20 protein-coding genes and 3 tRNA genes are annotated in these 26653 nt (G+C 35.2%); 10 read left to right on the plus strand and 13 right to left on the minus strand.

Translation table 11 applies throughout. The features are described 5' to 3' along the window. The first annotated feature begins 1 nt into the window (after nucleotide 1). From HM983_RS09330 to HM983_RS09350, 5 genes are all read left to right on the plus strand, one after another. Nucleotides 2-664: a DUF4159 domain-containing protein gene (locus tag HM983_RS09330; RefSeq protein ID WP_179345146.1), complete on the plus strand. Its 663-nt coding sequence runs from the start codon at nucleotides 2-4 to the stop codon at nucleotides 662-664. An 86-nt stretch (nucleotides 665-750) separates the two neighbouring features. Next, nucleotides 751-1260 (plus strand): TrmH family RNA methyltransferase, encoded by a 510-nt coding sequence (locus tag HM983_RS09335; protein WP_179345147.1) that lies wholly within the window; start codon nucleotides 751-753, stop codon nucleotides 1258-1260. Nucleotides 1261-1331: 71 nt separating this feature from the next. Continuing rightward, a complete protein-coding gene (locus HM983_RS09340) occupies nucleotides 1332-2423 on the plus strand; it encodes an AI-2E family transporter (protein ID WP_218841846.1) in 1092 nt (363 codons plus the stop codon). Nucleotides 2424-2479: 56 nt separating this feature from the next. Further along, a complete protein-coding gene (locus tag HM983_RS09345; RefSeq protein WP_179345148.1) occupies nucleotides 2480-3568 on the plus strand; it encodes an AI-2E family transporter in 1089 nt (362 codons plus the stop codon). 7 nt (nucleotides 3569-3575) lie between these two features. After that, the gene (locus HM983_RS09350) at nucleotides 3576-4754 is read left to right on the plus strand and encodes a THUMP-like domain-containing protein (RefSeq protein WP_179345149.1); all 1179 of its coding nucleotides are present in this window, start codon (nucleotides 3576-3578) and stop codon (nucleotides 4752-4754) included. On the opposite strand, the gene pdeM is transcribed toward HM983_RS09350, so the two are convergent. Continuing rightward, nucleotides 4744-5397, minus strand: coding sequence for a ligase-associated DNA damage response endonuclease PdeM (gene pdeM / locus HM983_RS09355; protein ID WP_317166959.1), 654 nt, complete (start codon nucleotides 5395-5397; stop codon nucleotides 4744-4746). The two genes, HM983_RS09350 and pdeM, sit on opposite strands and share 11 nt — an antisense overlap. Nucleotides 5398-5533: 136 nt before the next feature. Between pdeM and HM983_RS09360 the strand changes: the two genes are divergently transcribed. After that, nucleotides 5534-5815 carry a GIY-YIG nuclease family protein gene (locus tag HM983_RS09360; RefSeq protein ID WP_317166960.1) on the plus strand — a complete coding sequence of 94 codons (282 nt, stop codon included), beginning with the start codon at nucleotides 5534-5536 and terminating at the stop codon, nucleotides 5813-5815. Between the two features lie 83 nt (nucleotides 5816-5898). Here the strand turns inward: HM983_RS09360 and HM983_RS09365 are convergent, their stop codons facing one another. The 8 genes from HM983_RS09365 to HM983_RS09400 form a co-directional block, all read right to left on the minus strand. After that, nucleotides 5899-8352 (minus strand): ligase-associated DNA damage response DEXH box helicase, encoded by a 2454-nt coding sequence (locus HM983_RS09365; protein ID WP_246277495.1) that lies wholly within the window; start codon nucleotides 8350-8352, stop codon nucleotides 5899-5901. Then, nucleotides 8349-9938: an ATP-dependent DNA ligase gene (locus tag HM983_RS09370; protein ID WP_179345150.1), complete on the minus strand. Its 1590-nt coding sequence runs from the start codon at nucleotides 9936-9938 to the stop codon at nucleotides 8349-8351. The genes HM983_RS09365 and HM983_RS09370 overlap by 4 nt, the downstream gene beginning before the upstream one ends. Continuing rightward, complete coding sequence (locus HM983_RS09375) at nucleotides 9935-10972, minus strand: ligase-associated DNA damage response exonuclease (RefSeq protein ID WP_179345151.1); 1038 nt, start codon at nucleotides 10970-10972, stop codon at nucleotides 9935-9937. Before HM983_RS09375 ends, HM983_RS09370 begins: the two co-directional genes overlap by 4 nt. A gap of 63 nt (nucleotides 10973-11035) precedes the next feature. Then, on the minus strand, nucleotides 11036-11629 hold the full coding sequence (locus HM983_RS09380) for a hypothetical protein (protein WP_179345152.1): 594 nt from the start codon (nucleotides 11627-11629) through the stop codon (nucleotides 11036-11038). Nucleotides 11630-11702: 73 nt separating this feature from the next. Beyond that, nucleotides 11703-11776: transfer RNA gene (locus HM983_RS09385), tRNA-Arg, on the minus strand. Nucleotides 11777-11802: 26 nt separating this feature from the next. Beyond that, nucleotides 11803-11877 (minus strand) — tRNA-Pro (locus HM983_RS09390). Nucleotides 11878-11895: 18 nt separating this feature from the next. After that, nucleotides 11896-11979 (minus strand) — tRNA-Ser (locus HM983_RS09395). 125 nt (nucleotides 11980-12104) lie between these two features. Beyond that, nucleotides 12105-14156 carry an HD family phosphohydrolase gene (locus tag HM983_RS09400; RefSeq protein WP_179345153.1) on the minus strand — a complete coding sequence of 684 codons (2052 nt, stop codon included), beginning with the start codon at nucleotides 14154-14156 and terminating at the stop codon, nucleotides 12105-12107. A gap of 114 nt (nucleotides 14157-14270) precedes the next feature. Here HM983_RS09400 and HM983_RS09405 point away from each other — a divergent pair, with 114 nt between their 5' ends. Both HM983_RS09405 and HM983_RS09410 read left to right on the plus strand, forming a co-directional pair. Beyond that, nucleotides 14271-15449, plus strand: a complete 1179-nt coding sequence (locus HM983_RS09405) for an acetyl-CoA C-acyltransferase (protein ID WP_179345154.1) — start codon at nucleotides 14271-14273, stop codon at nucleotides 15447-15449. Between the two features lie 9 nt (nucleotides 15450-15458). After that, complete coding sequence (locus HM983_RS09410; RefSeq protein ID WP_179345155.1) at nucleotides 15459-16208, plus strand: C40 family peptidase; 750 nt, start codon at nucleotides 15459-15461, stop codon at nucleotides 16206-16208. A gap of 50 nt (nucleotides 16209-16258) precedes the next feature. Here the strand turns inward: HM983_RS09410 and HM983_RS09415 are convergent, their stop codons facing one another. Beyond that, the gene (locus tag HM983_RS09415) at nucleotides 16259-17548 is read right to left on the minus strand and encodes a tetratricopeptide repeat protein (protein WP_179345156.1); all 1290 of its coding nucleotides are present in this window, start codon (nucleotides 17546-17548) and stop codon (nucleotides 16259-16261) included. A gap of 27 nt (nucleotides 17549-17575) precedes the next feature. Then, nucleotides 17576-20113: a DNA gyrase subunit A gene (gene gyrA, locus HM983_RS09420; RefSeq protein ID WP_179345157.1), complete on the minus strand. Its 2538-nt coding sequence runs from the start codon at nucleotides 20111-20113 to the stop codon at nucleotides 17576-17578. Between the two features lie 263 nt (nucleotides 20114-20376). Between gyrA and HM983_RS09425 the strand changes: the two genes are divergently transcribed. Both HM983_RS09425 and HM983_RS09430 read left to right on the plus strand, forming a co-directional pair. Beyond that, nucleotides 20377-22932, plus strand: a complete 2556-nt coding sequence (locus HM983_RS09425) for an ATP-dependent Clp protease ATP-binding subunit (protein ID WP_179345158.1) — start codon at nucleotides 20377-20379, stop codon at nucleotides 22930-22932. A gap of 83 nt (nucleotides 22933-23015) precedes the next feature. After that, a complete protein-coding gene (locus HM983_RS09430; protein ID WP_179345159.1) occupies nucleotides 23016-23393 on the plus strand; it encodes a hypothetical protein in 378 nt (125 codons plus the stop codon). 3 nt (nucleotides 23394-23396) lie between these two features. Here the strand turns inward: HM983_RS09430 and hutH are convergent, their stop codons facing one another. Continuing rightward, on the minus strand, nucleotides 23397-24932 hold the full coding sequence (gene hutH / locus HM983_RS09435; RefSeq protein ID WP_179345160.1) for a histidine ammonia-lyase: 1536 nt from the start codon (nucleotides 24930-24932) through the stop codon (nucleotides 23397-23399). 122 nt (nucleotides 24933-25054) lie between these two features. Beyond that, the gene (locus tag HM983_RS09440) at nucleotides 25055-26632 is read right to left on the minus strand and encodes an NAD(P)H-hydrate dehydratase (protein ID WP_179345161.1); all 1578 of its coding nucleotides are present in this window, start codon (nucleotides 26630-26632) and stop codon (nucleotides 25055-25057) included. Nucleotides 26633-26653 lie beyond the last annotated feature (21 nt).

Raw genomic sequence — 26653 nt, forward strand, 5'->3', positions numbered from 1 at the left:
TATGCTTTTTAGTTCGAAAAAATCGATTTTACTTACATTTTTAGCAGTCTTTGTGATTAGTTTAACAAGCTTTGCCCAAGACTTGGCAGTGCTCAAATACAAGGGTGGTGGAGATTGGTATGGTAACCCTACAGCGCTACCGAATTTGGTAAAGTACTGCAACGACAATATCGATACAAATATTAATGAAAGTATTCAAACCGTTGAAGCTGGAAGCACGGACATTTATCAATTTCCACTTTTACACATGACTGGTCACGGGAATGTATTCTTTGGTGATGAAGATGCCGAAAACCTTAGAAAGTATCTCGTTTCGGGCGGATTTCTTCATATTGATGATAATTATGGCTTGGAACCTTACATTAAAAAAGAGTTAAAAAAAGTGTTCCCAAATAATGACTTAACAGAAATTCCTAAAAACCACAAAATTTTTAATTCTGCATATAATTTTCCAAACGGTCTGCCAAAAATTCACGAGCATGATGGCAAGGCACCAAAAGCGTTGGGCATCTTTTTTGAAGATAGACTGGTACTACTTTTTACTTTTGAAAGCGATTTAGGCGACGGCTGGGAAGACCAAGAAGTGCATAACGATCCTGAAGATGTTCGTGAAAAAGCACTCAAGATGGGTGCGAATATTGTGAAATATGCTTTTGAGAATTGAATATCAGAAATAATAGATGGTAGATTAGAATTTAATACTAATCTACTGACTACTGACTACTGAATACTGACTATTGACTACTGAAAATGCAACTCAACCACTACACCTCTAAATTCAAGAAAAAGAAATTGCCGATCATATTGGTTTGTGACAATATCACCAATGCACCAAATATAGGAAGTCTATTTAGAGCGGCTGACGCTTTTGGAATTGAACGGATAATATTTTGCGGTAATAATATTTCAATGGGAAAGCGAATGACAAAAACCTCTCGTGCTACCGAAAAATATGTGGATTACACAATAGAAAAGGAAATCAAATTTATTATTGAGGATTTCAAAAGAAATAATTATTATCTAATAGCTTTAGAAATTACAAAAAACAGCCAACCACTCAGCAGTTTTCAACTTAACTCTAATAAGCCTATTGTTTTAATTTTGGGCGATGAAAATTTTGGTGTTTCCAATTTTATTTTGAGTCAAGTTGATGCTATCTTACATATTGATATGTTTGGTCAAAATAGTAGTATGAATGTCACGCATGCCACAAGTATTGCACTTTATGAGATGACTAAACAACTCAATCAAATCCTATAAAAATTAACTCATTTGATTCTCAATTAAAATCAATTCTTAACATTGCCTATATTGCGATATGATTTAGAGTTATGATTAAAGCCAGTAAACTTACAAAAAGCAATTTACAGACCTTAGGAATTATCATCGGTATCTGTATTGTGCTGTTTGTACTGTTCAAAATTAGGGTGCTTATTCTTTTTGCTTTTATAGCTGGAGTGCTTGCATTAGTCTGCAGACCTTTGGTAATTTTTCTTAAAACAAAACTTAAATTTTCAAAGACTTTAGCATCCGTTGTCACGCTAGTTGTGATGATCTCCGTTGTTTGCCTTATGCTTTGGATTTTTCTACCCATAATTGTAGAACAGGGTAAGAATATTTCTCAGATTAATTTTGATGTTGTCAAACAAGATCTAAATGAATTAAGCCTACAAGCCAGTGATTATTTAGGTCTAGAACAAATAAATCTTTTTGAGGCTATTAAAGAGGCAGAATTTGCTCAAAATCTAAATTCTGAATTTATTGATGGTGTTTTGGATGTTTTTTTCGATAACATATTTAACACCCTTGTAGGTTTATTTTCTGTTCTGTTCATTAGCTTCTTTTTGCTCAAGGATGATAATCTGATACCTAATATGGTCATAGCTTTTGCAGATATCGGTAAGGAGAAACGGTTTTTGCTTGTTCTTAATAAATCAAAATCACTACTCACTCGTTACTTTATAGGACTTCTCTGCCAAATGCTGGTAATCGCCATATTATATTTTATTCTATTATATAGTCTCGGTATACAAAATGCTCTTGCCGTTGCCTTGGTTTGTGCCTTTCTAAATATTGTTCCATATTTAGGTCCATTACTTGGTGCAATGGTGATTATGCTAATTGTGTTATCCGCTAATCTCGCATCGGATTTTTCGACCCAGTTACTACCTGACCTAATCACGGTTCTGGTAGGTGTATCTATTATCCAGCTTATTGACAATTTTTTTTCTCAGCCGATTATTTTTGGTCAAAGTGTAAAATCACATCCATTGGAAATTTTTATTGTAATATTTATGGGAGGGCTTCTATTTGGTATACCTGGAATGATTTTAGCCGTACCGGTATACACCACACTAAAGGTAATATCTAAAGAATTTTTATCAGAATATAAAATCGTGAAACAACTTACCAAAGATATTTAATTCTTAGTTTTACAAAGACAACAATCAATTTCTCAGTACAAACTTTATTATTTAAAGTGAATTCAAAAATTATAGCCAACGGTATTTTAAGAGCATTAGCTATTTTAGCTGGTATAACCTTTCTCTTATATTTTCTTTATCAAATACAATCTGTCATAGTTTATTTGGCTATTGCAGGATTTCTTTCTCTAGTTGGGCGACCAATAATGATTTTCTTAAAAAAGACATTAAAGTTCAATGAAACGTTAGCCGTGGTAACTACAATGATTTTCTTTTTGTGCATCGTGTTAGGTATTATTGGACTTTTTATTCCTTTAGTAATTGAACAAAGTCAAAATCTTGCATTGCTGGATGTAGAGTTGCTCCAAACCAACATAGATAGCATCTATCAAGAATTTATAGATAATTTTGGGCTGAGTAAACAAGAAGTCGAGACTTCATTTAAAGATTCGGAATATATGTCAGAATTTAATTTTGGATTCATTCCTGATTTTCTGAATTCAATCATCTCAGGATTTGGTAGCTTTGGAATTGGTTTGTTTTCCGTTCTTTTTATATTGTTTTTCTTTCTTAAAGATAGTAAGATGTTTACCAGATCAGTTGTTACATTTTTCCCAAAATCCGAAGATGTAAAACTCAAGAAAACTTTGACCACCATAAGAGACTTACTATCTAGATATTTTACAGGACTCATTCTTCAAATCCTAATCCTCTTTACAATATACTCTATAGTACTGTTTATATTTGGTATCGAGAATGCTCTAGTGATTGCTACTCTCTGCGCGTTATTGAATATAATTCCTTACGTAGGGCCATTAATTAGTGCTGTTTTAATTTTACTTTTAACCATAAGCAGTAATCTCGGCCAAGATTTCAGTGCTGTGATTTTACCAAAAGCAATTTATGTGATGATAGGATTTATTGTTGCACAATTGGTAGATAACTTTTTTAGTCAGCCATTAATATTTTCTAAAAGCGTAAAATCACACCCGTTAGAAATATTCCTTATCATCATCATTTTTGGGTTACTTTTTGGCATGACGGGTTTAATCGTTGCAATTCCGTTGTATACAGCTATAAAAGTTATTGCTAAAGAATTCTTTAACGAATATAGGGTAGTTAAAAGCTTGACTAAAAACTTATAGTTTCGGTTTGAAAACTTCCATTTTAAATACTCAAATTCAAAAGTTCATTAATTCAAATCTGAATGCAGATATAGCAGATTTATTATTAAAGGGTATTGCGTTTGACAATGTTGATAATACAACTATCATAGAGCAAATTGAATCAAAAAAACGTGCTAAAAAAAAGTTACCCACTTGGTTCAATACTGAATATGTGTACTACCCAAATAAATTAAATATTGAGCAAACGTCCTCTGAAATAACAGCTGAGCATAAAGCTAAATTGGTTTCTGGAAAAAATTTAATCGATCTCACGGGTGGCTTTGGTGTGGATACTTATTACTTTTCAAAGCAAATTGAAAATGTGATCCATTGTGAAATCAATACAGAACTATCTGATATAGTAGCTCATAACTATCACAATTTACAAGTTTCAAATGTTGAATGTATAAATGAAAATGGAATTGAAACCTTAAAAAAATTGGATAAGCAGTTCGATTGGATTTACATCGATCCTTCCAGACGGGACGATTCCAAAAACAAGGTGTTTTTAATAACGGATTGTACGCCAAACGTTAAAACGTATCAGGGGTTACTTTTAAAATATGCAGAAAACGTGATGATAAAAACATCGCCTTTATTAGATATTTCTGCCACACTTTTAGATTTAAGTAACGTCAAGGAAATTCACGTAGTCGCAGTAAATAATGAAGTAAAGGAGTTATTGTGGATTTTAGAACGCAACTATTCTGGATCCATTTTAATCAAAACAGTCAATATTCAAAAAGAAAACAAACAAACTTTTGACTTCTATTATGATGAAGAATCTACTGCAAAAGTTGAATACACCCGACCTTCTAATTATTTGTACGAGCCAAATTCAGCCATTTTAAAAGCTGGAGCATTTAATTCGGTTAGTTCTAATTTGGGAGTAAAAAAACTTCATAAACATTCGCATTTATATACTTCTGAAACATTAATTGATTTTCCCGGAAGACGATTCAATATTGAAAATGTTATTCCTTTTAATAAAAAGGCTTTTTCTAAATTAAAAATTCAAAAAGCAAATATCACGACTCGGAATTTTCCGCTATCTGTTGCGGACATTCGTAAAAAATTTAAAGTGAAGGATGGTGGAACTATTTATTTGTTCTTTACTACTAATTTAAACAATGAAAAAATAATTCTAATCTGTTCTAAAATTTAAAAATCGAGGTATCTGTAAAAGCATAACAAACCGAATCTTTTGGCTGAGAGCGCGTGTTCAACCCGGTAAATAAGCTAAATGCAGGCAATATAATTTGATGTCCACTCACTTGAAAACAGGGTAATTTTAAAAATTGTTTGCCTTTACCTTTTATCCTTACACCAGGATGGGTATGACCTGAAATCGTAAATTGTTCTGAATGCTTTTTTAAATGCTCATGCACAAAGGTGAAAGGTGAAATTTCCAATTCTTTTTCAATCTCAAAATCAAACTTTGAAACTATGTTTTTTGAAAGTCTATCGTGGTTTCCTTTAATCAGAACGATTTGTAAATCTTCAAACTGATTTAGCCATAATTGAAAAGTGTCCATATCTACGTTAGCCTCCGCATGGAATAAATCACCAACAATCAATATTTTTTGAGCCTTGAGATAAAGAATCAATTGTTTCAAACGTTCTAAATCGTTCTGAAGCACACCATCAGGCATAGGTATACCATGTTTTCTGAAGTGTGCGGTTTTACCGATATGTATATCGGATAGAATCAAAGCACTTTCACGTTTCCAATAGATGGCGCGTTGATTGGTGAGTGTCAACGTTTCGTTTTTTACGGAAATATTTTCGGTAATGATTTTTAGTTTCACAATTTTAGTCATATCGAACTTTCGTGAGACATCCCACATATAGCTCCATTCAAATCTCAAAATTATGTGATTTCTCGCTTTGCTCGAAATGACTTCAAGCTTTTATTTATATTTATGGATGCTTTATAATCACTTTGTGTACATAACAACAAATCCTTATAGAACCACACTATACATCGGAATAACAAATAACATTCAAAGAAGATTAGATCAGCATTTCTTTGACAGTCAGAATTCTAGAAAATCGTTTGCTGGTAAATATAATTGTATCTATTTGGTATATTACGAAGGATTTGAATACCCGAGAGAAGCTATTTCAAGAGAAAAAGAATTGAAAAAATGGCGTCGTGAAAAGAAAAATAAATTGATTACAACGTTTAATCCTAAATGGAAAACTCTTAATAACCAAGTAATTTAGTCATGTCGAACGTATGTGAGACATTGCATCCTCACTGAGTAGAATAAAATTATGAGATTTCTCACTATGCTCGAAATGACAACTCAATCAATCTTAAATGCTTGTGCCTTAATACGCTGAATACGTTTATCCAAACTCTCATTGCTCATAGTTCCTCGCAGACTATCAACTTTAAGCGGGAAGCTCAAAGGTGTAAAAGATTTGGCATGTTTCAAAATGATTTTGCTCTTTGAAATACGCTCAAAAGCAGCTTGTAAACGTACCTCTTCTAATTGTTGGTTGAACACTTCCGTATAGGCTTGTTTCAATAACAAATTTTCAGGTTCATAATCTTCCAAAACTCTAAATATTAATCCTGAAGATGATTGCAGACTTTTATTATTTTTTCGAGCGCCTGGTTGTGATTGTACTACCAAACCAGCTATTACTGCTATATCCCTAAATTTTCGAGATGCCATTTCTGACGCGTTAATACTCGCAATCACATCATCCATTAGATTTTCCTTGCTTAGTAATTTTGAAATATTGGCTTCGGTTACTGGAATCGGTTGGTCGCTTAATAATTCAAAACCATAATCATTCATCGCAATTGTAAAGGTTAATGGCTTTAATTTACTGATCCTGTATGCCATTAATGCCGAAAACACCTCGTGTACCAATCTGCCTTCAAATGGATACATAAACAAATGATGACCGTCTCTTGTTCCAATCATTTCAACTAGAAACTCATCATCTTTTGGTATATGGGAATGATTATCTTGACGTGATAAAAGCGGGTTCAAAAATCGAAGTTCTTTTTCTAATCGTCCAGGTTCAAGCGCATCCGATAATTTTAACCGCATAAAGTGACTCAGGTGAGACGTCAAAGGCAAGCGACCACCCAACCAACTTGGCGTCACGGCTTTTTTGGCTTTGCTTCGACGAACCAAAACGGTCATATCTTTGATTTGTGCTAATTCCAGAACTCGGCCTGCCAAAATAAAATTATCACCAGGCTTTAGTTTCGAAATAAAGAACTCTTCAATCATACCAATATAGCCACCAGAAAAGAATTTGACCATTAACATCACTTCACTAACAATAGCACCAATATTCATACGATGCAGCATACTAATGCGTCGGCTTTTTACTCTGTAAAGACCATCTTCATCTTTAATTACTTTATGAAATTCCTCATAAGAACTCAGTGTTTTTCCGCCTTTAGTGACAAACTGTAAGCACCATTGCCATTCATCTTTAGTGATGTAACTAAATGCATGCGTTTCTTTTATTTGAATAAATAGCTTTTCAGAATCAAATCCCATGCCCACAGCGTTGGTAACCATAAACTGAATCAACACGTCAAACGTCATTACCATTGGATCGCGGGTTTCGATTTTATTTTGTTTTACGGCTTCCTTTAATGCCGAAACTTCCACCAATTCCAAAGAATGTGTAGGAATAAAATAAACTTTGGAACGCTCATATGGCGAATGACCACTGCGACCAGCGCGTTGCATAAAACGTGCTATGCCTTTAGCAGAACCAATTTGAATCACACAATCCACAGGCTTAAAATCCACACCCAAATCGAGAGAAGACGTACAGACCACAGCTTTTAAATAGCCGTTAGAAATGCTATCCTCAATCCAATTCCTCAGTTTCTTATCGATTGATCCATGATGAATAGCTAACAATCCAGCCAATTCCGGGTTGGCATTAAGTAATAATTGATACCACAATTCTGATTGGCCGCGAGTATTTGTAAATATTAAGGTTGTAGTGTTGTTTTCAATAATTGGTAAAATCTTATCTACCATTTTGGCACCGAGATGCCCTGCCCAAGGCAACACTTCTATTTCATCTGGCAAGACCGAAACAATATCAATTTTCTTTTTTTGTTTTGCTTTTATTTGAGTGACTTTTAAATTGGGATATGGCAATAGAACATGCTTTGCTTCCTCAAGATTACCAATAGTCGCTGTTATTCCCCAAATTTGAAGTTTCGGTGAATAGCTTCGTAATTGAGAAATTGCCAATTCCGTTAGTACACCTCGTTTATTCCCTAAAAGTTCGTGCCACTCATCAATAGCAACACATCTTACATTTTTAAACCATCTCGAATTCTTCTTTTGTGAGAACAGCAAATGCATGGTTTCGGGTGTGGTGAGCAATACGTCAGGCATTAAGCGCTCTTGTTTTCGACGCACATTGGTTGGTGTGTCGCCATTCCGCACCTGAACTGACCAATCCAAACCAATCTCATCAACGGCTTCCGTCATCGCTTTTGCCAAGTCTTTTGCCAACGAACGCAAAGGGCTTATCCATAGTAGTTTCAATCCTTTTGGATATTTATCTGGATGATTTAAGTAATCGATAACTACAGCTAAAAAAACTGAAAATGTTTTCCCAAAACCCGTTGGTGCCACTACCATTCCGCTGTAGCCATTGGCATAACGCTGCCAAGTTTGCGTTTGAAATGGAAAAGGCGCTTGGGCTTTCTCCGCCATCCAATTGTGGATAATCTGTAATCCTATGCTCTCGTTGAATTTGCTCAAGGTGCTGTAATGAGTTGTTTCACGTTTTCGATAGTGTCGATTTCTTCCACGGGTTTATCTTTTCGCCAACGTGAAATTCTTGGAAATCTCAAAGCTACACCAGATTTATGACGATTGCTGAGCGCAATACCTTCAAATGCGATTTCAAACACCAATTCTGGTTTAACAGTACGCACTGGTCCAAATTTTTCAATGGCATTTTTATTGATCCAACGTGAAATTTCTGTAATTTCTTTATCCGTTAATCCTGAATACGCTTTTGCGACGGTTACTAAAGCATCATCTTTTTTAACTGCAAATGTATAATCTGTATATTTTGAACTACGTCGACCACTGCCCTTCTGTGCATAAATCATTACGGCATCAATCGTCAATGGGTCAACCTTCCATTTCCACCAATCCCCTTTTTTACGTCCCGTGTGGTATGGCGAAGCTTTTTGTTTTAGCATTAAACCTTCACTGTTTATGGCTCTTGAATTATCTCTAATCGCGTGAAGTTGTTCCCATTTTTTGAAATCAACAATAAACGATAATTTAAGTTGTGCAGGCAATACTATCGAATTAAAAATTGTTTCCAATATTTTTCGTCTTTCAGCAAAAGGTGTTTCCCTAATATCATCGCCATTAAATTCCATAATATCGTAAGCATAAAAACCAATAGGAACTTCTTCCAAAAGTTTTTTGGTTACGTTTTTTCTATTTAATCGTTTTTGTAAATCGTTGAATAGCAGTACTGCATTATCTTTCATGGCCAGTATTTCACCATCGATTACAAAATCGTCACTAAAATTTGAAATCACTTCGACCAATTCAGGAAATTGCTGGGTCACCAATTCCTCACCACGAGACCAAATAAAAATTTCATTATTGCGCTTTACGATTTGTCCTCTAATTCCGTCCCATTTTTGTTCAACAATCCAATCCTTAGGTTCACCTAATTCTGGTAATTCCTTTTCTAAAGCATAAGCTAAACAGAATGGATAAGGTTTAGAATTATCGTAGTTGATGTGGGTACCTTTTATTAATTCTTCAAAGGAAATAGAATCAATATCCCAATTTCCAATAATACTGTGCATCAGTTGATTGGCATCAATTCCAGTGAGTTTTGCCAAAGCATTTACCAATGTTTTTTTGGAAACACCAATTCTGAAACTACCACCAATTAGCTTGTTGAAAATAAGACGTTCCTGTTGTTGTAATCCTGACCAAGCTTCTAATACGAAGCGCTTTTTTTCTTCGTCCGTTTTTGGTTTTAAGGCTTTGAGTTCTTTCATCCATTCGCTCAAAGTCAAATCGAGCTGATGCGTTGGTAGCGGCAATAAAAGAGCAATAGTTTCGCCCAAATCACCAACTGTGCTATAGCTTTCCAGAAATAACCATTCGGGCAGTTCTGTAATTTCCATGCACCATTGTTTCATCAATGCTGTTTTTACAGGACGTGATGGACGTTTTCCTGTGAATATTGCGATTAGCCACAGTTTATCTTTGTCTGGTGCGGTCTCAAAATAATTGACCAATGCATCAATTTTTGCATTGGTTTTGTTAGTGATTTCTATAGCACTTATGAGTTCAGAAAACTGTTTCATTCGGTTTCAGCTTTTTCAGTTTCCTTTTCAGCTTGAGCCATTTGCTCATCACCGTATTCGGTTTTTAGCTCATCGGCTTTTATTCCTATTTCATTTAGATATTTTGAAAATATCGCTTGAGAACCGTGAGTGACATAAACTTGTTCGGCTTCTGTGGCTTTAACTGCTGCAATTAAACCATTCCAATCTGCATGGTCGCTAACTGCAAATCCAGCATCAACAGCTTGCCAACGACGATTACCACGAATTTGCATCCAACCTGAACATATTGCTGTTGCTGCATTTGGTACACGTTTTAACATCCGTGAACCCAATAATGCTGGTGGTGCGATGATTATTTTATTTTGAAGGGTTTTCTTGTCCAAATCTGCCGACCACAATTTTGTTTCTGGCAAGTCTATTCCTGAACCTTCAATGGCTTCATTTAAATTTTTAATGGCTCTATGTACATAAATTTCGTCGCAGCCATCGAGTAAGGACATTAAACGCTGTGCTTTTCCTAAGGAATACCCTAAAAACACTGAGGTTCTATTATTAGCTTGATTTGTTTTTACCCAGTTCTGCAAGTCATTTTGTAATTCTTTTTCTGATTTCCAATTGTATATCGGTAAACCGAAGGTGCTTTCGGTAATAAACGTGTGGCATTTGACAGGCTCATAAGGTGTTGAAATGAAATCTGGCTGAGTCTTATAATCACCTGTAAAAACAACTACATAACCTTTGTATTCTAAACGGATTTGTGCAGAACCGATAACATGACCTGCAGGATGAAAACTCACTTTTACACCATTAATAGTTATTGGGTCTTCATAACCTAAACTTTCAATTTTTATATCTGCTCCAATACGGTGTTGAAGAATAGCTTTAGAGTCATGTTGGCATAAATAGCGTTTCATTCCCCAACGTGCATGGTCTGCGTGACCATGGGAAATTATCGCATAATCCACAGGAAACCATGGATCTAAATAAAATTTTCCTTGCGGACAATAGATGCCTTTTTTGGTAAATTTAATGAGTTCATTTTCTTTTCCCATAGCTTTTGTAAGCTATTAAAAAAGTTAAACTTGGATTAACAAAATCACGTTAAATTTTAGCGTTTATAGAAATCCTTTTTGTGCAATCACCATATCGTTTCCCCAAAGTTTTACCAAATAAGAAATATCAATTGGAAAAAATGATGACGAACCATCTGGGTTATATTTTACTGGACATTCAATTTTGGAGTTGTTAATTATTTCACATCGATTTTTATTATTATCCGAAATGAAGATATCTCCAGAATCTATTTTCTTATAGACTTTTTTTAAATCAATTATAGCGTATTTTATAAAATCTGAAGATTCAACAACATTTTTCTTTGAGCTGTTTATAATGCCATAGGTGAAATAGTGAGCTTTCATTTTATAGTATTCGGATTCATGACGGTCTTCAATTTTATTTTGGTCTCGTCGGTAACGGATAGTGAAATCAGCAAAACTCTTATATTTTTCCTCTCTAAATCGTTCCTGAACACTCATAATAGAATCACCATTTCTGAATACGTAGTCTATACCATCCATCATGTCTATATATTTTGCATAGTCCCTTTTAAGTTGAACCTCTGTCCATTGTAGAGAATTATAAATTAATGGCACTGCTAGGTTTTTGTGCACATAGTCTGTGAATGCTCTATCTTTATTGTATTTGGTCATTAATTACTGAAAAATAGTAATTAAACTTTATACAAAACAAAAAAGCCCTACTAAAAATTAGTAAGGCTTTATGTGATCGCACTAGGATTCGAACCTAGGACCGCCTGCTTAGAAGGCAGGTGCTCTATCCAGCTGAGCTATGCGACCAAATTAGAGATTAAACTCCAAAAAAGTCGGGGTGGCAGGATTCGAACCTGCGACCTCCGCGTCCCAAACGCGGCGCGATAACCGGGCTACGCTACACCCCGAAAAATGGTTATCAATTGCGGAGAGACCGGGATTCGAACCCGGGCAACACTTACGCGTTGACAGATTAGCAATCTGCTCCATTACCACTCTGGCACCTCTCCTAAAATATTTAAAGAACATCGCTTAAAATGCGGATGCAAATGTAAGAGTTCATATTTAAGAACGCAACAATTTTATTTAGTTTTTTAGAATAAAATTTAGAAACAAAAATAAAAGTCTTTAAGACTTATTCTGGGTACTCAATTCTAAGGTGATAGATATTTGCCAGCTTTAATTTTAGAACTTTTTTAATGGATTGGATTTCCTTAAAAGTAATATTCGCATTCAAAAACTGTCCGCTTTCCATTTGTTTGTCTATTATATTTTCTACAAATTCGTTAATTTTTGAGCTTGTAGGCTCTTTTAAACTTTTAGAAGCTGCCTCGACACTATCGCACATCATTAAAATAGCAGTTTCTTTACTAAATGGTTTTGGACCAGGATACATAAAATCTTCAATCCCTACATTTTCATTTGCAGACTTTTCTTTCATATAAAAATAATAAACCAGACTTGTTCCGTGGTGAGTTCTTATAAAATCTATTACACGATCCGGTAAATTATATTTTTTGGCTATTTCTATTCCATTTAAAACATGATCTATAATTACGCGAGCACTTTCAGTACTTGATAATTCTTCGTGTGGGTTAATACCTGTACTTTGATTTTCAGTAAAATAGGTTGGATTCTTCATTTTACCGATATCGTGATATAAAGCTCCTACTCTAACCAACATAGCATTGGCACCGATTTCGTTTGCTGAAGCTTCTGCTAAATTAGCCACATTGAGTGAATGGTGAAATGTACCAGGTGCTCTATTTGATAATTCTTTCAATAATTTGGTATTGGTATCTGAAAGTTCTAAAAGTGAAACATCAGAAACCAATCCAAAAATCTTTTCATAAATATAGATTAGTGGCTGTACAAATAATGTAGCTAAACCACAAAGAACAAATAAACCATAGGTATCCCACTTCATACTTGTGATCTGTCCTTCTTGTATAACGAAAAAAGCAAAGTAAGCAATGATGTAAATAAATGTGATCTGACCTACCGAGATGAAAAGATTGGCTCGTTTATACAATTCTGAAACCGTAAGTATGGTTACAATACCAGCAATAATTTGCAAAAACATATACTCATAACTATTAGGTACTATAAAACCTAGAAGTAAAACCGTGAGCACATGTGCAAACAAACCCAATCTGGCATCGAAAAAAGCTTTTAACACCAAAGGCAACACACATAATGGCACCACATAAACATATTGTGAATCGTAATTGATAACCAATGTGGTTAATACAATCATCAGTACGATATTAAAAAATATAAAAGTCACTTTAGTATTGTTTAGAAATACTTCCATTCGGTATTTCCTCAAAAATAATAACAACATCAAAAGTGCTAATGCCACAAGCATGGTGTAAGCAGCAAGTACCCAATTATAATTTGCGGTGTTCCAGACTTGGGACTCATATTCAGACTTTAATGAGTTGAGAATTTTGTATTGTTCCTCTTCAACAACTTGTCCTTTGGCAATTATTAATGTTTCTCGTTCAATACTACCTCGAGTCAATGAAATTTCAGATAACTTTTCTTCTAAGGCTTTATCCGTTAAACTTTCATTCAATGATACATTAGGTTTTACAACATCAAAAAAGAGAGATACCATTCTGTTGCGTTTATCAGTAGCACCAATAGATTGAAAATGTTTTTCTGCCGTTTCTCGTATCTTATTCAATGGAAATAAATCGCCAAACCTAATTTCCTTGACAACCTCATTATCAGAAGTTATAGTTACGGGCTTTTCTTTTGAATAACCGTAATCAGAATCGAGTATACCACTGGCATATAATCTATCGAGAAGCGTTTTTCCTTTATTAAAAAGTTCAGAATTTTGATAACCTACATTCAATGAATCCTTGAACATTACATTAAAACGCTCTATATAATCGTCTAATACTTCATCTTCAATTGCTGTGTTAATTTCAAAATAGACTGGACTGTTTTTCTCTACTTGAGACTGCTCTTTTTCAATCTCTTCCTCAGATTTCTCAATAGCAAAATTGAAAGGAGCATATAAGTTTTCAGATTGCCAAGGTTTCCCTTTTTCAAATGAATATTTAAATTTTCCAGTTTTTGGAAATAGATAAACAATAAAAAGTGTAGTAGCTAAGAATAATAGTATCTTATATACCAATGCATGGTTCTTGTACCATTTATTAAGGAGTGTATTCATATACAATCAAATGTAATAAATATTAGAATTTTAAGCAGCTATAATCACTAATTCATTCCTAAATCTCTCAAAAAATCATTAATTTCGCAGCAAATCATATCTAAATTTATTGTAATGAATAAGGAAGTTGTTATAGTTTCAGCCGTAAGGACGCCGATAGGAAGTTTTTTAGGCAGTTTATCTACAGTGTCTGCGCCAATGTTAGGTGCTACTGCGATTAAGGCCGCTTTGCAAAAGGCAAATTTATCAGCCGATAAAGTGGATGAAGTGATTATGGGGAATGTGGTACAAGCAGGTACTGGACAAGCTCCAGCAAGACAAGCTGCAATTCACGCAGGTATTCCTCACACAGTTCCTTGTACAACAATTAATAAAGTATGTGCATCCGGAATGAAAGCGGTAATGCAGGCTGCACAAGCCATACAATTAGGTGATGCGGATATAGTAGTGGCAGGTGGTATGGAAAATATGAGTGCCATTCCTCATTATTATCATGCAAGAAGTGCCACAAAATTTGGACCGGCCACATTAATTGATGGTATGCAAAAAGATGGACTTGTAGATGCCTATGACGATAATGCTATGGGTGTGTGTGCAGATGCATGTGCGACTGAATATAAATTCAGCAGAGAAGATCAAGACACTTTTGCAATACAGTCTTATGAACGCTCAAAGAATGCGTGGGATAATGGAAAATTTGATGATGAAGTAATTCCGGTGGAAGTACCTCAACGTCGCGGTGATGCCATAGTCGTTGATAGAGATGAAGAATATACCAACGTAAAGATGGATAAAATTCCAAGTTTACGACCAGCATTTACCAGAGACGGAACAGTTACTGCTGCTAATGCCTCAACCATAAATGATGGCGCTGCAGCACTTGTTTTGATGAGCAGAGAAAAAGCAGACGAGCTGGGATTAAAACCTCTGGCAACAATTAAAAGTTACGCTGATGCTGCACAAGAACCAAAATGGTTCACTACTGCTCCTTCAAAGGCGCTTCCAAAAGCGCTGGCAAAAGCTAATATTGATATAGATGATGTTGATTATTTTGAATTTAACGAAGCCTTCTCTGTCGTAGGGTTAGCGAATATGAAGATTTTAGGTCTAACGGATGATAATGTAAATGTAAATGGTGGAGCTGTTTCTTTGGGACATCCGCTTGGGTGCTCTGGAGCTAGAATTCTGGTAACATTGATACATGTTTTAAAACAAAATAATGCTAAAACTGGAGCTGCTGCTATATGTAATGGTGGTGGCGGAGCGTCTGCCATGGTTTTAGAACGCGCTTAAATTAGGTTTATGCAATACGGCATTTGCAATCTGGGGATTGTACCTATTAGATTAGAGCCAAGCGATACCAGTGAAATGGTAACGCAAGCACTATATGGAGACCATTTTAAGGTATTAGAACAACGCAAAAAATGGAGTCGGATACGATTTGCTTATGATAAGTATGAAGGTTGGATTGACAATAAGCAGTATATTGAAATTATTGAATCCGATTATACTCAACTTTCTAATGAGAGTATCAAGCTATCCAAAGATTTAATTGAATTTGTTTCAGATGCATCAAACAACCTCTATCCTATACCTATTGGTTCTTGTCTAAACGGATTAAAACTTTTGGGCCATGTATTTGATGGTCATACTATCAACAACAAAGGTGTTAAGTCAGACATTCTGTCAACATCATTTTTATATTTAAATGCACCATACCTTTGGGGTGGCAAAACTCCTTTTGGTATTGACTGTTCTGGGTTTACTCAAATGGTCTATAAACTTAATGGTTTTCAACTATTTAGAGATGCATCTCAACAAGCAACTCAAGGTGAAGCCCTCAGTTTTATCGAGGAGTCCGAACCAGGTGATTTAGCCTTCTTTGACAATAATGAAGGTAACATTGTCCATGTAGGTATAATCATGGAAGACAATTACATTATACATGCTCACGGAAAAGTTAGAATAGACCGTCTGGACCATAGTGGAATCTACAATGTCGAAAAAAATTTACACACCCATAAACTAAGGGTTATTAAAAAAATTGCATAAAAAAAAAGCGACTTTTTTAAGTCGCTTTTTTTATTAGGGTATTAAATTATTTAATTTCCATTTGCCGAAGCTTCCATTTGCTCAACTTTAGTTCTCATTGCTTTAAACTTTTCAGTTTCACCAAGAGCACTGTAGATGTTCATCAACGTTTTTGCGGCATTCAAATTTGTTTCTTTTAATTCCAATGCTTTTTCTAGATAAGGAATAGCGTCTCTATAAAGTTGAGATCGCTGCTCTTTATACTCATCATACTTTTTATTATCTGCAGCGCTTGTGCCAAGTGCATTCATTTTCTCTACTATTTCACTTTCACCCGCTAAAATTACTACAGCCAAATTATTATAAGCATCAACGTAAGAAGGATCTATTGCAATCGCTTTTTCGTAATATTTTTTAGCATCTTCATTACTTCCAGCTTCAGCAGCCAAAACACCTAAATTATATAATAATTCAGCATTGTTCGGATCTTTCTGAGTAGCTTCCTCCATTAAGGATTTGAACTTCTCTTTATTACCCATTTTAAGATATACATTAGCCTCAGATAATAATAAACCTAAATCATCAGGGTTTTCACTTCTAGCATCTGACATTGCGGCGAGCGCTTTTTCATCATTTCCTTGAGCGACATAAATCAAAGCAATATTTTTTACTATTTCTGCTTTTTTAGATTCACTTTTTACGTTTCTTGGATTATTATGAGTTTTTGCTGTCTTTACCGATAAATCTCTAACAGAAGCACTATTGAAGGCTTCTTCCTCACCAGTTGCTACATTTGTAGCATAGTAATTCATTGTTTCGCCAGAAAAATCCATATTCTTTAGCTTCTCATAATAATCTAACGCGTTATCATAGTCTAAAGCATTCACTGCCGAAGATGCTGCATAATATAGATATATTGTATCCTGTGGAGACATTCTATATACCTTTTCAAAACGCGTAGCGGCCGTTTTATAATCCTTATCCGTTATAGCTTGATTAGCCTTTGTTAAATAAGAATTAAGCATTTCGGATTTCATTTCATTGGCATCCTCTGTATATCTCAATTTGCCCATAGAAGTTTCTAAATCCGTCAATTTACCAAGGGTTGTTATGGCCTCATCAATATCAGAATCAGAACCAGATCCTCCTGCATATAATGCTTGTGCTTTAAGATAATAGAATTGAGCCTTCATTTTATCGTCCATACTGCCCATAAGAGCTTCTGCTGAAGCGACTGCCGATTTAGCATCTGCATAATTTGAATTTTTAAGTGCTTTCTCTATAGCTCTTACTTCACTCTTTTGAGCAAAGCCCATTGAACCAACGGCTAATAGTAACACTAATGCTATAATTTTTTTCATTTTTTTAAAATAGTTTTGTTGTTAATTTTAGTTTTCAGTTTCATTATTATCAAGAGTTGTGCCATCTTGGCTATTCTCTTGGTCGTTAGTTATTTCAGAATCAATTTCTATAACTTCTTCTTCGTCATCTTTCATCACTTTTGCAACGGCGGCAATAGAATCGTTACCCTTTAAGTTAATTAACTTAACCCCTTGAGTAGCTCTTCCCATGACTCGAAGATCTGCAACTTCCATTCTAATAGCAATACCCGATTTATTGATAATCATTAAATCATCATCATCGGTTACATTCTTAATAGATACTAAGTTACCGGTTTTTTCTGTAATAGAAATGGTTTTCACTCCTTTTCCTCCTCTATTAGTAATTCTGTAATCATCTAAGCTAGAACGCTTTCCGTATCCGTTTTCTGAAACCACAAGAATATTGCTATCCATATCATCAACGGCAATCATACCAATTACCTCGTCTGTTTTTTCATCTTGAAGTCTAATTCCTCTTACACCAGAAGCATTTCTTCCCATTGGTCTGGTCTTGGCTTCTTCAAAACGAATGGCTTTACCAGATTTTAGAGCTAACATCACCTGACTTTCTCCAGTAGTTAACTTTGCTTCTAGTAAAACGTCATCCTCTTTGATAGTGATTGCATTGATACCATTGGTCCTTGGACGTGAGTATTGCTCCAAAGAGGTCTTTTTTACTTGACCTTTTTTAGTAGCCATAATGACATAATGACTGTTTATGTAATCTTCATCCTTCAAATCCTGTGTACATATAAACGCCATAACCTTATCATCCTGTTCTATATTTATAAGGTTTTGGATGGCTCTACCCTTTGAAGTTTTACTACCTTCTGGAATTTCGTAAACGCGCATCCAGAAACATTTTCCTTTTTGAGTAAAGAACAACATATATTGATGGTTTGTACCTACAAATAGATGCTCTAAGAAATCTTCATTACGCGTAGTCGAAGCCTTTTGACCTACTCCACCCCTATTTTGTGTTTTGTATTCGTTTAAAGAAGTGCGTTTTATGTAACCTGCATGAGATATGGTAATTACAACTTGCTCATCTGGTATCATATCTTCAATACTCAAATCTCCACCTGCATACTCAATTACCGAACGACGCTCATCTCCATACTTATCTCTTACTACCGCTAATTCTTCTTTAATAATATCCATTCGACGCTCTTTCTTGTCTAAGATATCTTTTAGATCTTCGATAGTTTTCATTATTTCGTCATACTCAGAACGCAATTTATCTTGTTCTAAGCCAGTAAGCTGACGTAATCGCATATCTACGATTGCTTTTGCCTGAATTTCCGAAAGTTTAAATCTTTCAATCAAATTATTGCGAGCTTCATCTGCATTAGAAGATGCGCGAATGATTTTGATTACTTCATCAATATTATCAGATGCTATAATTAAACCTTCTAATATATGTGCCCTTTCTTCAGCCTTACGCAGTTCATAAGTGGTGCGTCTTACTACAACCTCATGTCTATGCTCAACAAAATAATGAATCAATTCTTTAAGATTCAATAGTTGAGGTCGACCATTAACCAATGCAATATTGTTAACGCTGAAAGACGACTGCAACGCTGTGTATTTGTATAATTTGTTTAAAACAATATTTGGAATTGCATCACGCTTAAGAACGTAAACAATACGCATACCGTTTCTATCAGATTCATCTCTAATAGTCGAAATACCTTCTAATTTTTTATCATTAACCAAGTCTGCAGTCTTTTTAATCATGTCTGCTTTATTAACTTGGTATGGAATCTCTGTTACAATAATGGATTCTTTCCCTTGAACCTCTTCAATTCTGGCTTTACCACGCATCACAATTCTTCCGCGACCTGTATGAAAAGCTTCCTTTACTCCATCGTATCCATAGATGGTTCCTCCAGTAGGAAAATCTGGTGCTTTAATGTGCTGAATAAGCTCATCAATTTCTATGTCATTATTTTCGATATATGCAATAGTACCATCTACAACTTCTGTTAAATTATGTGGAGGCATATTGGTTGCCATACCAACAGCAATACCAGAAGCACCATTGACCAAAAGTCCTGGGATACGGGTTGGCAAAACCGTTGGTTCCTCTAAGGTATCATCGAAGTTTAATTTATGATCAACTGTTTCCTTATCAATATCTGCCAACATATCTTCAGATATCTTGCGCATTCTTGCTTCAGTATATCGCATTGCTGCAGGGCTGTCACCATCGACTGACCCAAAGTTACCTTGTCCATCTACTAACATGTAGCGCAAGCTCCATTCCTGAGCCATACGCACCATAGTATCATAAACGGATGTATCGCCATGTGGGTGATATTTACCCAAAACTTCACCGACAATTCTTGCTGACTTTTTATGCGCTGTATTAGACCTCACACCCAACTCATGCATACCATAAAGTACACGTCTGTGAACAGGTTTTAATCCATCTCTTACATCTGGAAGTGCACGTGACACAATGACCGACATTGAATAATCAATGTAAGCCGATTTCATTTCATCTTCAATGTTAATTGGAATGAGTTTTTCTCCTTCTGCCATATAAAATTTTAATTAGTTTTTCGTAGGTTTTCAAAACGTGCTAATATAACGATTTTAGCAGTGTTTATTGAGCAAATACAAGCCCTTTTTAAGAGTTTTTATTAACAATACTTAATATCTTTTTCTTAATAAGTAAATGTACTTTTACTTTGATTTAAAATGGTTTTTTACTCTATTCGTTTACGAGTAATATATTAAGGTATGGTTTTTGAATATTACTTCATATGTTTTTATTATTTTTAATGCAGAAAGGAATTTAAAATATGGATGATAATTTTTCCCCTAGAGTAAAAGATGTAATTGCTTACAGTAAAGAAGAAGCACTCCGTTTAGGTCATGATTTTATTGGCACAGAACATCTTATGCTCGGTTTATTAAGAGATGGTAATGGTAGAGCGATTGATATATTAAGTTCGTTGGATGTAGATTTAAACCATTTGAGGCGTAAGGTTGAAATACTCAGTCCTGCCAACCCAAATATTGTTACTACTTCTAACGAAAAGAAGAACTTACACCTTACCAGACAAGCAGAACGTGCGCTGAAAACTACATTTTTGGAAGCAAAACTATTTCAGAGCACCTCTATTAATACAGCACATTTATTACTGTGCATACTTAGAAACGAAAACGATCCTACTACGAAGTTGCTCAATAAACTCAAAGTAGATTACGATAACGCAAAAGAAGAATTTAAGAGTATGATTACTAGCGAAGACGATTATCTAGACACACCAAAAGCAGAATCATTTTCTGATGATGACGTAAATGATCAAGAGGATGATGCCAAGCAAAATCCATTTGGTGGAGGACAGTCCAGTAAATCAAATAAAAAATCTAAGACACCAGTTTTAGATAATTTCGGAAGAGATTTAACAATACTGGCAGAAGAAGGAAAACTCGACCCTGTTGTTGGTAGAGAAAAGGAAATACAACGTGTTTCACAAATTTTAAGTCGAAGAAAGAAAAACAATCCACTATTAATAGGTGAACCTGGTGTTGGTAAATCTGCCATTGCCGAAGGTTTAGCGTTGCGTATAGTTAAGCGTAAAGTCTCTCGTACATTATTCAATAAGCGAGTTGTTACTTTAGATTTAGCGAGTTTGGTCGCAGGCACAAAATATAGAGGTCAGTTTGAAGAACGTATGAAAGCCGTAATGAACGAGCTTGAAAAAAATGATGATATTATTCTCTTTATAGATGAAATTCACACTATTGTTGGTGCAGGTGGAGCGACCGGAAGTTTGGATGCTTCAAACATGTTTAAGCCAGCTTTGGCTCGAGGCGAAATACAATGTATTGGTGCGACAACATTAGATGAATACAGACAATATATTGAAAAAGATGGTGCTTTGGAACGTCGTTTCCAAAAGGTGATTGTCGAGCCGACTTCGGTTGAAGAAACAGTTGAAATCCTTAACAACATTAAAGAAAAGTACGAAGAACACCACAATGTTGATTATACAGATGAGGCCATTGAAGCCTGCGTAAAGCTCACAAATAGATACATGACAGAACGCTTTTTACCGGATAAAGCCATTGATGCCTTAGACGAAGCTGGTTCTCGAGTACACATCACTAATATTGATGTGCCTGATCAAATTCTTGATCTCGAAAAGCAACTTGAAGAAGTAAAGGAAACTAAAAACAGTGTTGTTAAGAAACAGAAATACGAAGAAGCCGCAAAGCTTCGTGATGACGAAAAACGACTGGAAAAAGAGTTGGCTAGCGCTCAATCTAAATGGGAGGAAGAAACCAAACAACAGCGCGAACTTGTCACTGAAGATAATGTTGCGGATGTCGTGTCTATGATGACAGGTATTCCTGTAAATAAAATTGCTCAGACAGAAATCAATAAATTATCTCAATTACCAGAATTAATAAAAGGAAAGGTTATTGGGCAAGATCAAGCTGTTGGCAAGGTCGTTAAAGCTATTCAGAGAAACAGAGCGGGACTTAAAGATCCAAATAAGCCGATTGGCTCGTTTATATTTTTAGGCCAAACTGGTGTTGGTAAAACACAGTTAGCCAAAGTCTTGGCACGTGAGTTATTTGACAGTGATGACGCATTGGTAAGAATTGACATGAGCGAATACATGGAAAAATTTGCCATTTCAAGATTAATTGGTGCACCTCCAGGATACGTTGGTTATGAGGAAGGCGGACAACTAACCGAAAAAATCAGACGTAAGCCATATGCTGTTGTGCTTTTGGATGAAATTGAAAAAGCACACCCAGATGTATTTAATATGTTATTGCAAGTATTGGATGACGGTTACTTGACAGATAGTTTAGGGCGTAAAATTGATTTTAGAAATACGATCATTATTATGACTTCGAACATTGGAGCCAGAAAATTAAAAGATTTTGGACAAGGAGTCGGCTTTGGTACTTCTGCTCAGGAAGCTCAAGCGTCAGATTATGCAAAAGGAGTGATTGAAAATGCACTTAAAAAAGCATTTGCACCAGAGTTTTTAAACAGGATAGATGACGTTATTGTATTTAATGCTCTCGAAAAAGAAGATATCAATAAAATTATAGATATCGAATTGGTTAAACTTATTGACAGAATTAAAGATATAGGTTACGAGCTTAAACTTACAGATAAAGCTAAGGACTATATTGCAGAAAAAGGTTTTGATAAGCAATATGGCGCTAGACCACTTAATAGAGCAATTCAAAAATATGTCGAAGATGCGCTCGCTGAAGAGATCATTAATTCAAATATTCATGAAGGTGACATAATCACTATGGATTTAGACGCTAAAAATGATGTGTTAAAAATTAAGATTAAAACATCTAATAAGCCAACTGAATCGTAGATACATTGAATTTATTGAAAAAAGCTCCTCAATAATTGAGGAGTTTTTTTTATCTTAAGTTTTTAACCCTAAAATAATAAGTCATGAAAGAATCCCTAACTTTCGACTTTTGCGAAATATCAATTTACGATAACTATCTCATTGTAGAAATGAGCGAGGGCGTAACAGTGACACCAGAGAAAAATGAATTTCTAGTGGACTTAGTAAATAAATATTACGCAAATGAACCCTTTGTTTACATTACCCACCGAGTTAATTCATATGCTGTAGATCCTCAAGTTTATTTACAAACCTCTAAAATTGAAAATCTTAAAGGCTTTGCTGTCGTCTCTAAAGATTATAAAGCAAAAGTAAATGCTGAAATTGAAAAAATGTTCCTCAAAAAACCTTTTGAGATTTTCTCAAATTTAGATGAAGCCATCACATGGAGCAAAAAACTAACAACTTCTGTAAAAACATAAATCTTAATGTTTTTCAACTCCATAGTTATTGATAAACAATTCTTCAATTTCAATTTCAAAATCTTTTAAAAATTGAATCGATGCTTCTATATCATCGTGCAATACTTGGTCAACTTTTATAAATGGCACATAGGTTCTGTACTGCTCAAGAAAAGTTTCAAGTAGTGGTGAAGTTGTAAGCGGTCTTCTAAATTCTAGGGCCTGTGAAGCATTCATTAATTCAATAGCGATCACACGCTCTACATTTTTAATAAGGGTATAAGCTTGTGTGGCCGCGTTGGCACCCATACTTACATGGTCTTCCTGACCATTACTAGAAACTATACTATCCACACTTGCTGGTGTTGCTAGCTGTTTATTGGCACTAACGATACTGGCAGCAGTATATTGCGGTATCATAAAACCAGAATTTAAGCCTGGATTATCAACCAAAAATGCTGGCAAACCTCTTAAGCCAGACACTAACTGAAATACGCGCCTCTCAGATATATTGCCGATTTCGGCCATGGCAATTTTTAGATAGTCCAATGCCAATGCCAATGGTTGTCCATGAAAATTTCCTCCAGAAATTATTAAATCTTCTTCATGAAATATATTTGGGTTGTCGGTAACCGCATTAATTTCAGTCATAATTACTTTTTCAACAAAATCCAACGTGTCTTTTGTAGCACCATGAACTTGTGGAATACAGCGAAATGAGTATGGATCCTGTACGTGTTCTTTTTCTTGTTCTATAATCTCACTTCCTTTCAACAACTCATTAAACCTTCTTGCCACTTTACGTTGACCAGGATGTGGTCTAACGCTATGTACCAAATCGTGGAATGGATCCAAACGTCCATCAAAAGCATCTAAAGATATACAAGCAATTATGTCTGCTAGATATGATGCTTTATGGGAATGAATTAATAGATAAATACCGTAAGCACTCATAAACTGGGTTCCGTTCAACAATGCTAAACCTTCTTTAGCTTCTAATTTTATAGGCTTCCAGTTGAATTTTTTTAATATATCGTTGGCTTCATAAATACTCTCATTATGAACCACTTTTCCCTTTCCTAATAGTGGCAAAGCCAAATGTGCCAATGGTGCCAAATCTCCAGACGCACCCAAAGAACCTTGGGTAAAAACAAAAGGGAAAACATCGTTGTTAAAAAATTCAATGAGTCTATTTACAGTTTCTAATTGCACACCACTACGGCCATAGCTTAACGACTGAATTTTCAGCAACAACATTATTTTTACAATAGATTCAGGCACACGATCTCCTGTTCCACAGGCATGAGACATGACTAAATTTTCCTGCAATATAGTCAGGTCTTTATCTGAAATTTTTACATTATAAAGTGAACCGAACCCTGTATTTATACCGTACATAGGGTTTTTATCCTTTACGAGTCTGTTATCTAAATAAAACTTACAAGCTCGAATTTTAGATTCGGATTCCTCAGATAGTTTAAGTTTTTTCTGATTTTTAATAATATCATAGATTGTTATGATATCCAATTCTTCTGAAGAAATAATATGTTGTAATGACATAGTCTATGAGTTAGTGTGTTTCAAAATTGGGAATAATTTTTCAGTTCACGACAGAATGTTGATAATTAGACCTAATGAAACAATTGCCTCAAAATATCCCAATATAATCTATAAATTCTTTCCTATTGTGGTTTGCCCTCTTTTTGATTTTCCTCTTGTTGTCGCTGTGGTTGATTTTCTTCTGGCTGCTTAAATAAATCCAAATAAGCATTGCCCAAATAATCAATCACATGGCTTGCTATTAAGCTTTGATAACCATAATCTTCTAGTGCAATATCAGCCGATTTTCCATGAAGATATACGCCAAATATCGTTGCTGCAAGAGGTTCGTATTTCTGGGCAATCATTGCAGCAATCACGCCTGTGAGCACATCGCCTGTACCTCCAGTTGCCATACCTGGATTTCCAGTAGTGTTTACATACATTTTATCCTTAAAGACCGTAATTGTATTTGAGCCTTTAATGACTACGATGGCATTATATTTCCTTGAAAATTCTTTAGTCTTTTTTAATTTTTGAAAATCATCAGACCATTTGCCAACGAGACGCTCTAATTCTTTGGGATGTGGTGTTAAAACGGTTTGTTTTGGTAGAAGTTTCAGTAAACTTTTCTTTTTGGACAGTACGTTGAGACCATCTGCATCAACCACCAGAGGTGTTTTGTTAGATTTTAGAAACTCTTGAAATGCATTTGCTGTAGCATCGGAAGTGCCCATGCCCATACCTACTCCAATTACGGTTGGCTCAATATCATAATTAATATTTGTAATTTCTTTTTCATTTTCATCTGTTAACACCATAAGTTCTGGCGTGGACGTTTGCAGAATTTGATAACCACATTTTGGTACGAAAGCGGTTACCAGACCAGAACCAGCACTCAATGCTGCTCTACTTGCCAAAGTTACGGCACCTATTTTGCCGTAGCTTCCACCTGCAATCATGGTATGACCGTACATACCTTTATGTGAGAATTTTTCTCTCGACTTGTAAAATGGCAAGACTTCCATTTTTCCAATTAGTTCAACTTCAGTTTCTGTTTCAATCAAATAGTCACGGTCAATTCCTATATCCAAAACTTCCCATTGAGTCGTGAATTTTGCCGTAGTCGGTAAAAAGAAAACCAATTTTGGCGACTGGAAACTCAATGTATAGTTGGCATGCACCACATGATTATCATTTTCAACCGGTTGGTCCGTGTACAATCCTGACGGAATGTCAATGGCCAAAGTAAATGCTTTGGATTTTCTAAACCATTGAAACAATTTCTGAACCCACTCGTTTGGTGGTCGGTTAAGACCTATACCAAAAACAGCATCGACGATTATATCCTTTTCGTCAATTACAATTTCAGAAAAATCCTCTTTGCAGCTCAACATAATGGGCCACTCTTTAGATGCATTTTTTATGCGGTCATAATTCACCAAAAAGTCCTTTGTTCGCTTGTCACTGCAATTCACAATATAAGTTACCACGTTATAACCATGATTAATTAAATGTCTGGCCAGCACCAATCCATCGCCACCATTGTTACCAATACCACAAAATACATGAATAGGTACTTGGGCACCTTGCATGCGCAAATGCATCCAGTTAAAAATCTGAGTCGCTGCACGCTCCATCAATTCTGTTGAGGATATATTTTGTCTTTCGACCGTTAATTTGTCACCTTCGTAAATCTGTTCTTTGGAAAATACTTTCATGTATTGTAGTTGTAGTTTCTA

The organism is Winogradskyella ursingii (assembly GCF_013403975.1).
In the GTDB taxonomy this organism is placed as follows: Bacteria; Bacteroidota; Bacteroidia; order Flavobacteriales; family Flavobacteriaceae; genus Winogradskyella; species Winogradskyella ursingii.

Bases quoted from the DNA above. Each gene is read 5' to 3' on its own strand.
- HM983_RS09330 (WP_179345146.1), top strand. From the start codon at position 2: ATGCTTTTTAGTTCGAAAAAATCGATTTTACTTACATTTTTAGCAGTC.
- HM983_RS09335 (WP_179345147.1), top strand. From the start codon at position 751: ATGCAACTCAACCACTACACCTCTAAATTCAAGAAAAAGAAATTGCCG.
- HM983_RS09340 (WP_218841846.1), top strand. From the start codon at position 1,332: ATGATTAAAGCCAGTAAACTTACAAAAAGCAATTTACAGACCTTAGGA.
- HM983_RS09370 (WP_179345150.1), bottom strand. From the start codon at position 9,938: ATGAAACAGTTTTCTGAACTCATAAGTGCTATAGAAATCACTAACAAA.
- HM983_RS09375 (WP_179345151.1), bottom strand. From the start codon at position 10,972: ATGGGAAAAGAAAATGAACTCATTAAATTTACCAAAAAAGGCATCTAT.
- HM983_RS09380 (WP_179345152.1), bottom strand. From the start codon at position 11,629: ATGACCAAATACAATAAAGATAGAGCATTCACAGACTATGTGCACAAA.
- HM983_RS09400 (WP_179345153.1), bottom strand. From the start codon at position 14,156: ATGAATACACTCCTTAATAAATGGTACAAGAACCATGCATTGGTATAT.
- HM983_RS09405 (WP_179345154.1), top strand. From the start codon at position 14,271: ATGAATAAGGAAGTTGTTATAGTTTCAGCCGTAAGGACGCCGATAGGA.
- HM983_RS09410 (WP_179345155.1), top strand. From the start codon at position 15,459: ATGCAATACGGCATTTGCAATCTGGGGATTGTACCTATTAGATTAGAG.
- HM983_RS09415 (WP_179345156.1), bottom strand. From the start codon at position 17,548: ATGAAAAAAATTATAGCATTAGTGTTACTATTAGCCGTTGGTTCAATG.
- gyrA (WP_179345157.1), bottom strand. From the start codon at position 20,113: ATGGCAGAAGGAGAAAAACTCATTCCAATTAACATTGAAGATGAAATG.
- HM983_RS09425 (WP_179345158.1), top strand. From the start codon at position 20,377: ATGGATGATAATTTTTCCCCTAGAGTAAAAGATGTAATTGCTTACAGT.
- HM983_RS09430 (WP_179345159.1), top strand. From the start codon at position 23,016: ATGAAAGAATCCCTAACTTTCGACTTTTGCGAAATATCAATTTACGAT.
- hutH (WP_179345160.1), bottom strand. From the start codon at position 24,932: ATGTCATTACAACATATTATTTCTTCAGAAGAATTGGATATCATAACA.
- HM983_RS09440 (WP_179345161.1), bottom strand. From the start codon at position 26,632: ATGAAAGTATTTTCCAAAGAACAGATTTACGAAGGTGACAAATTAACG.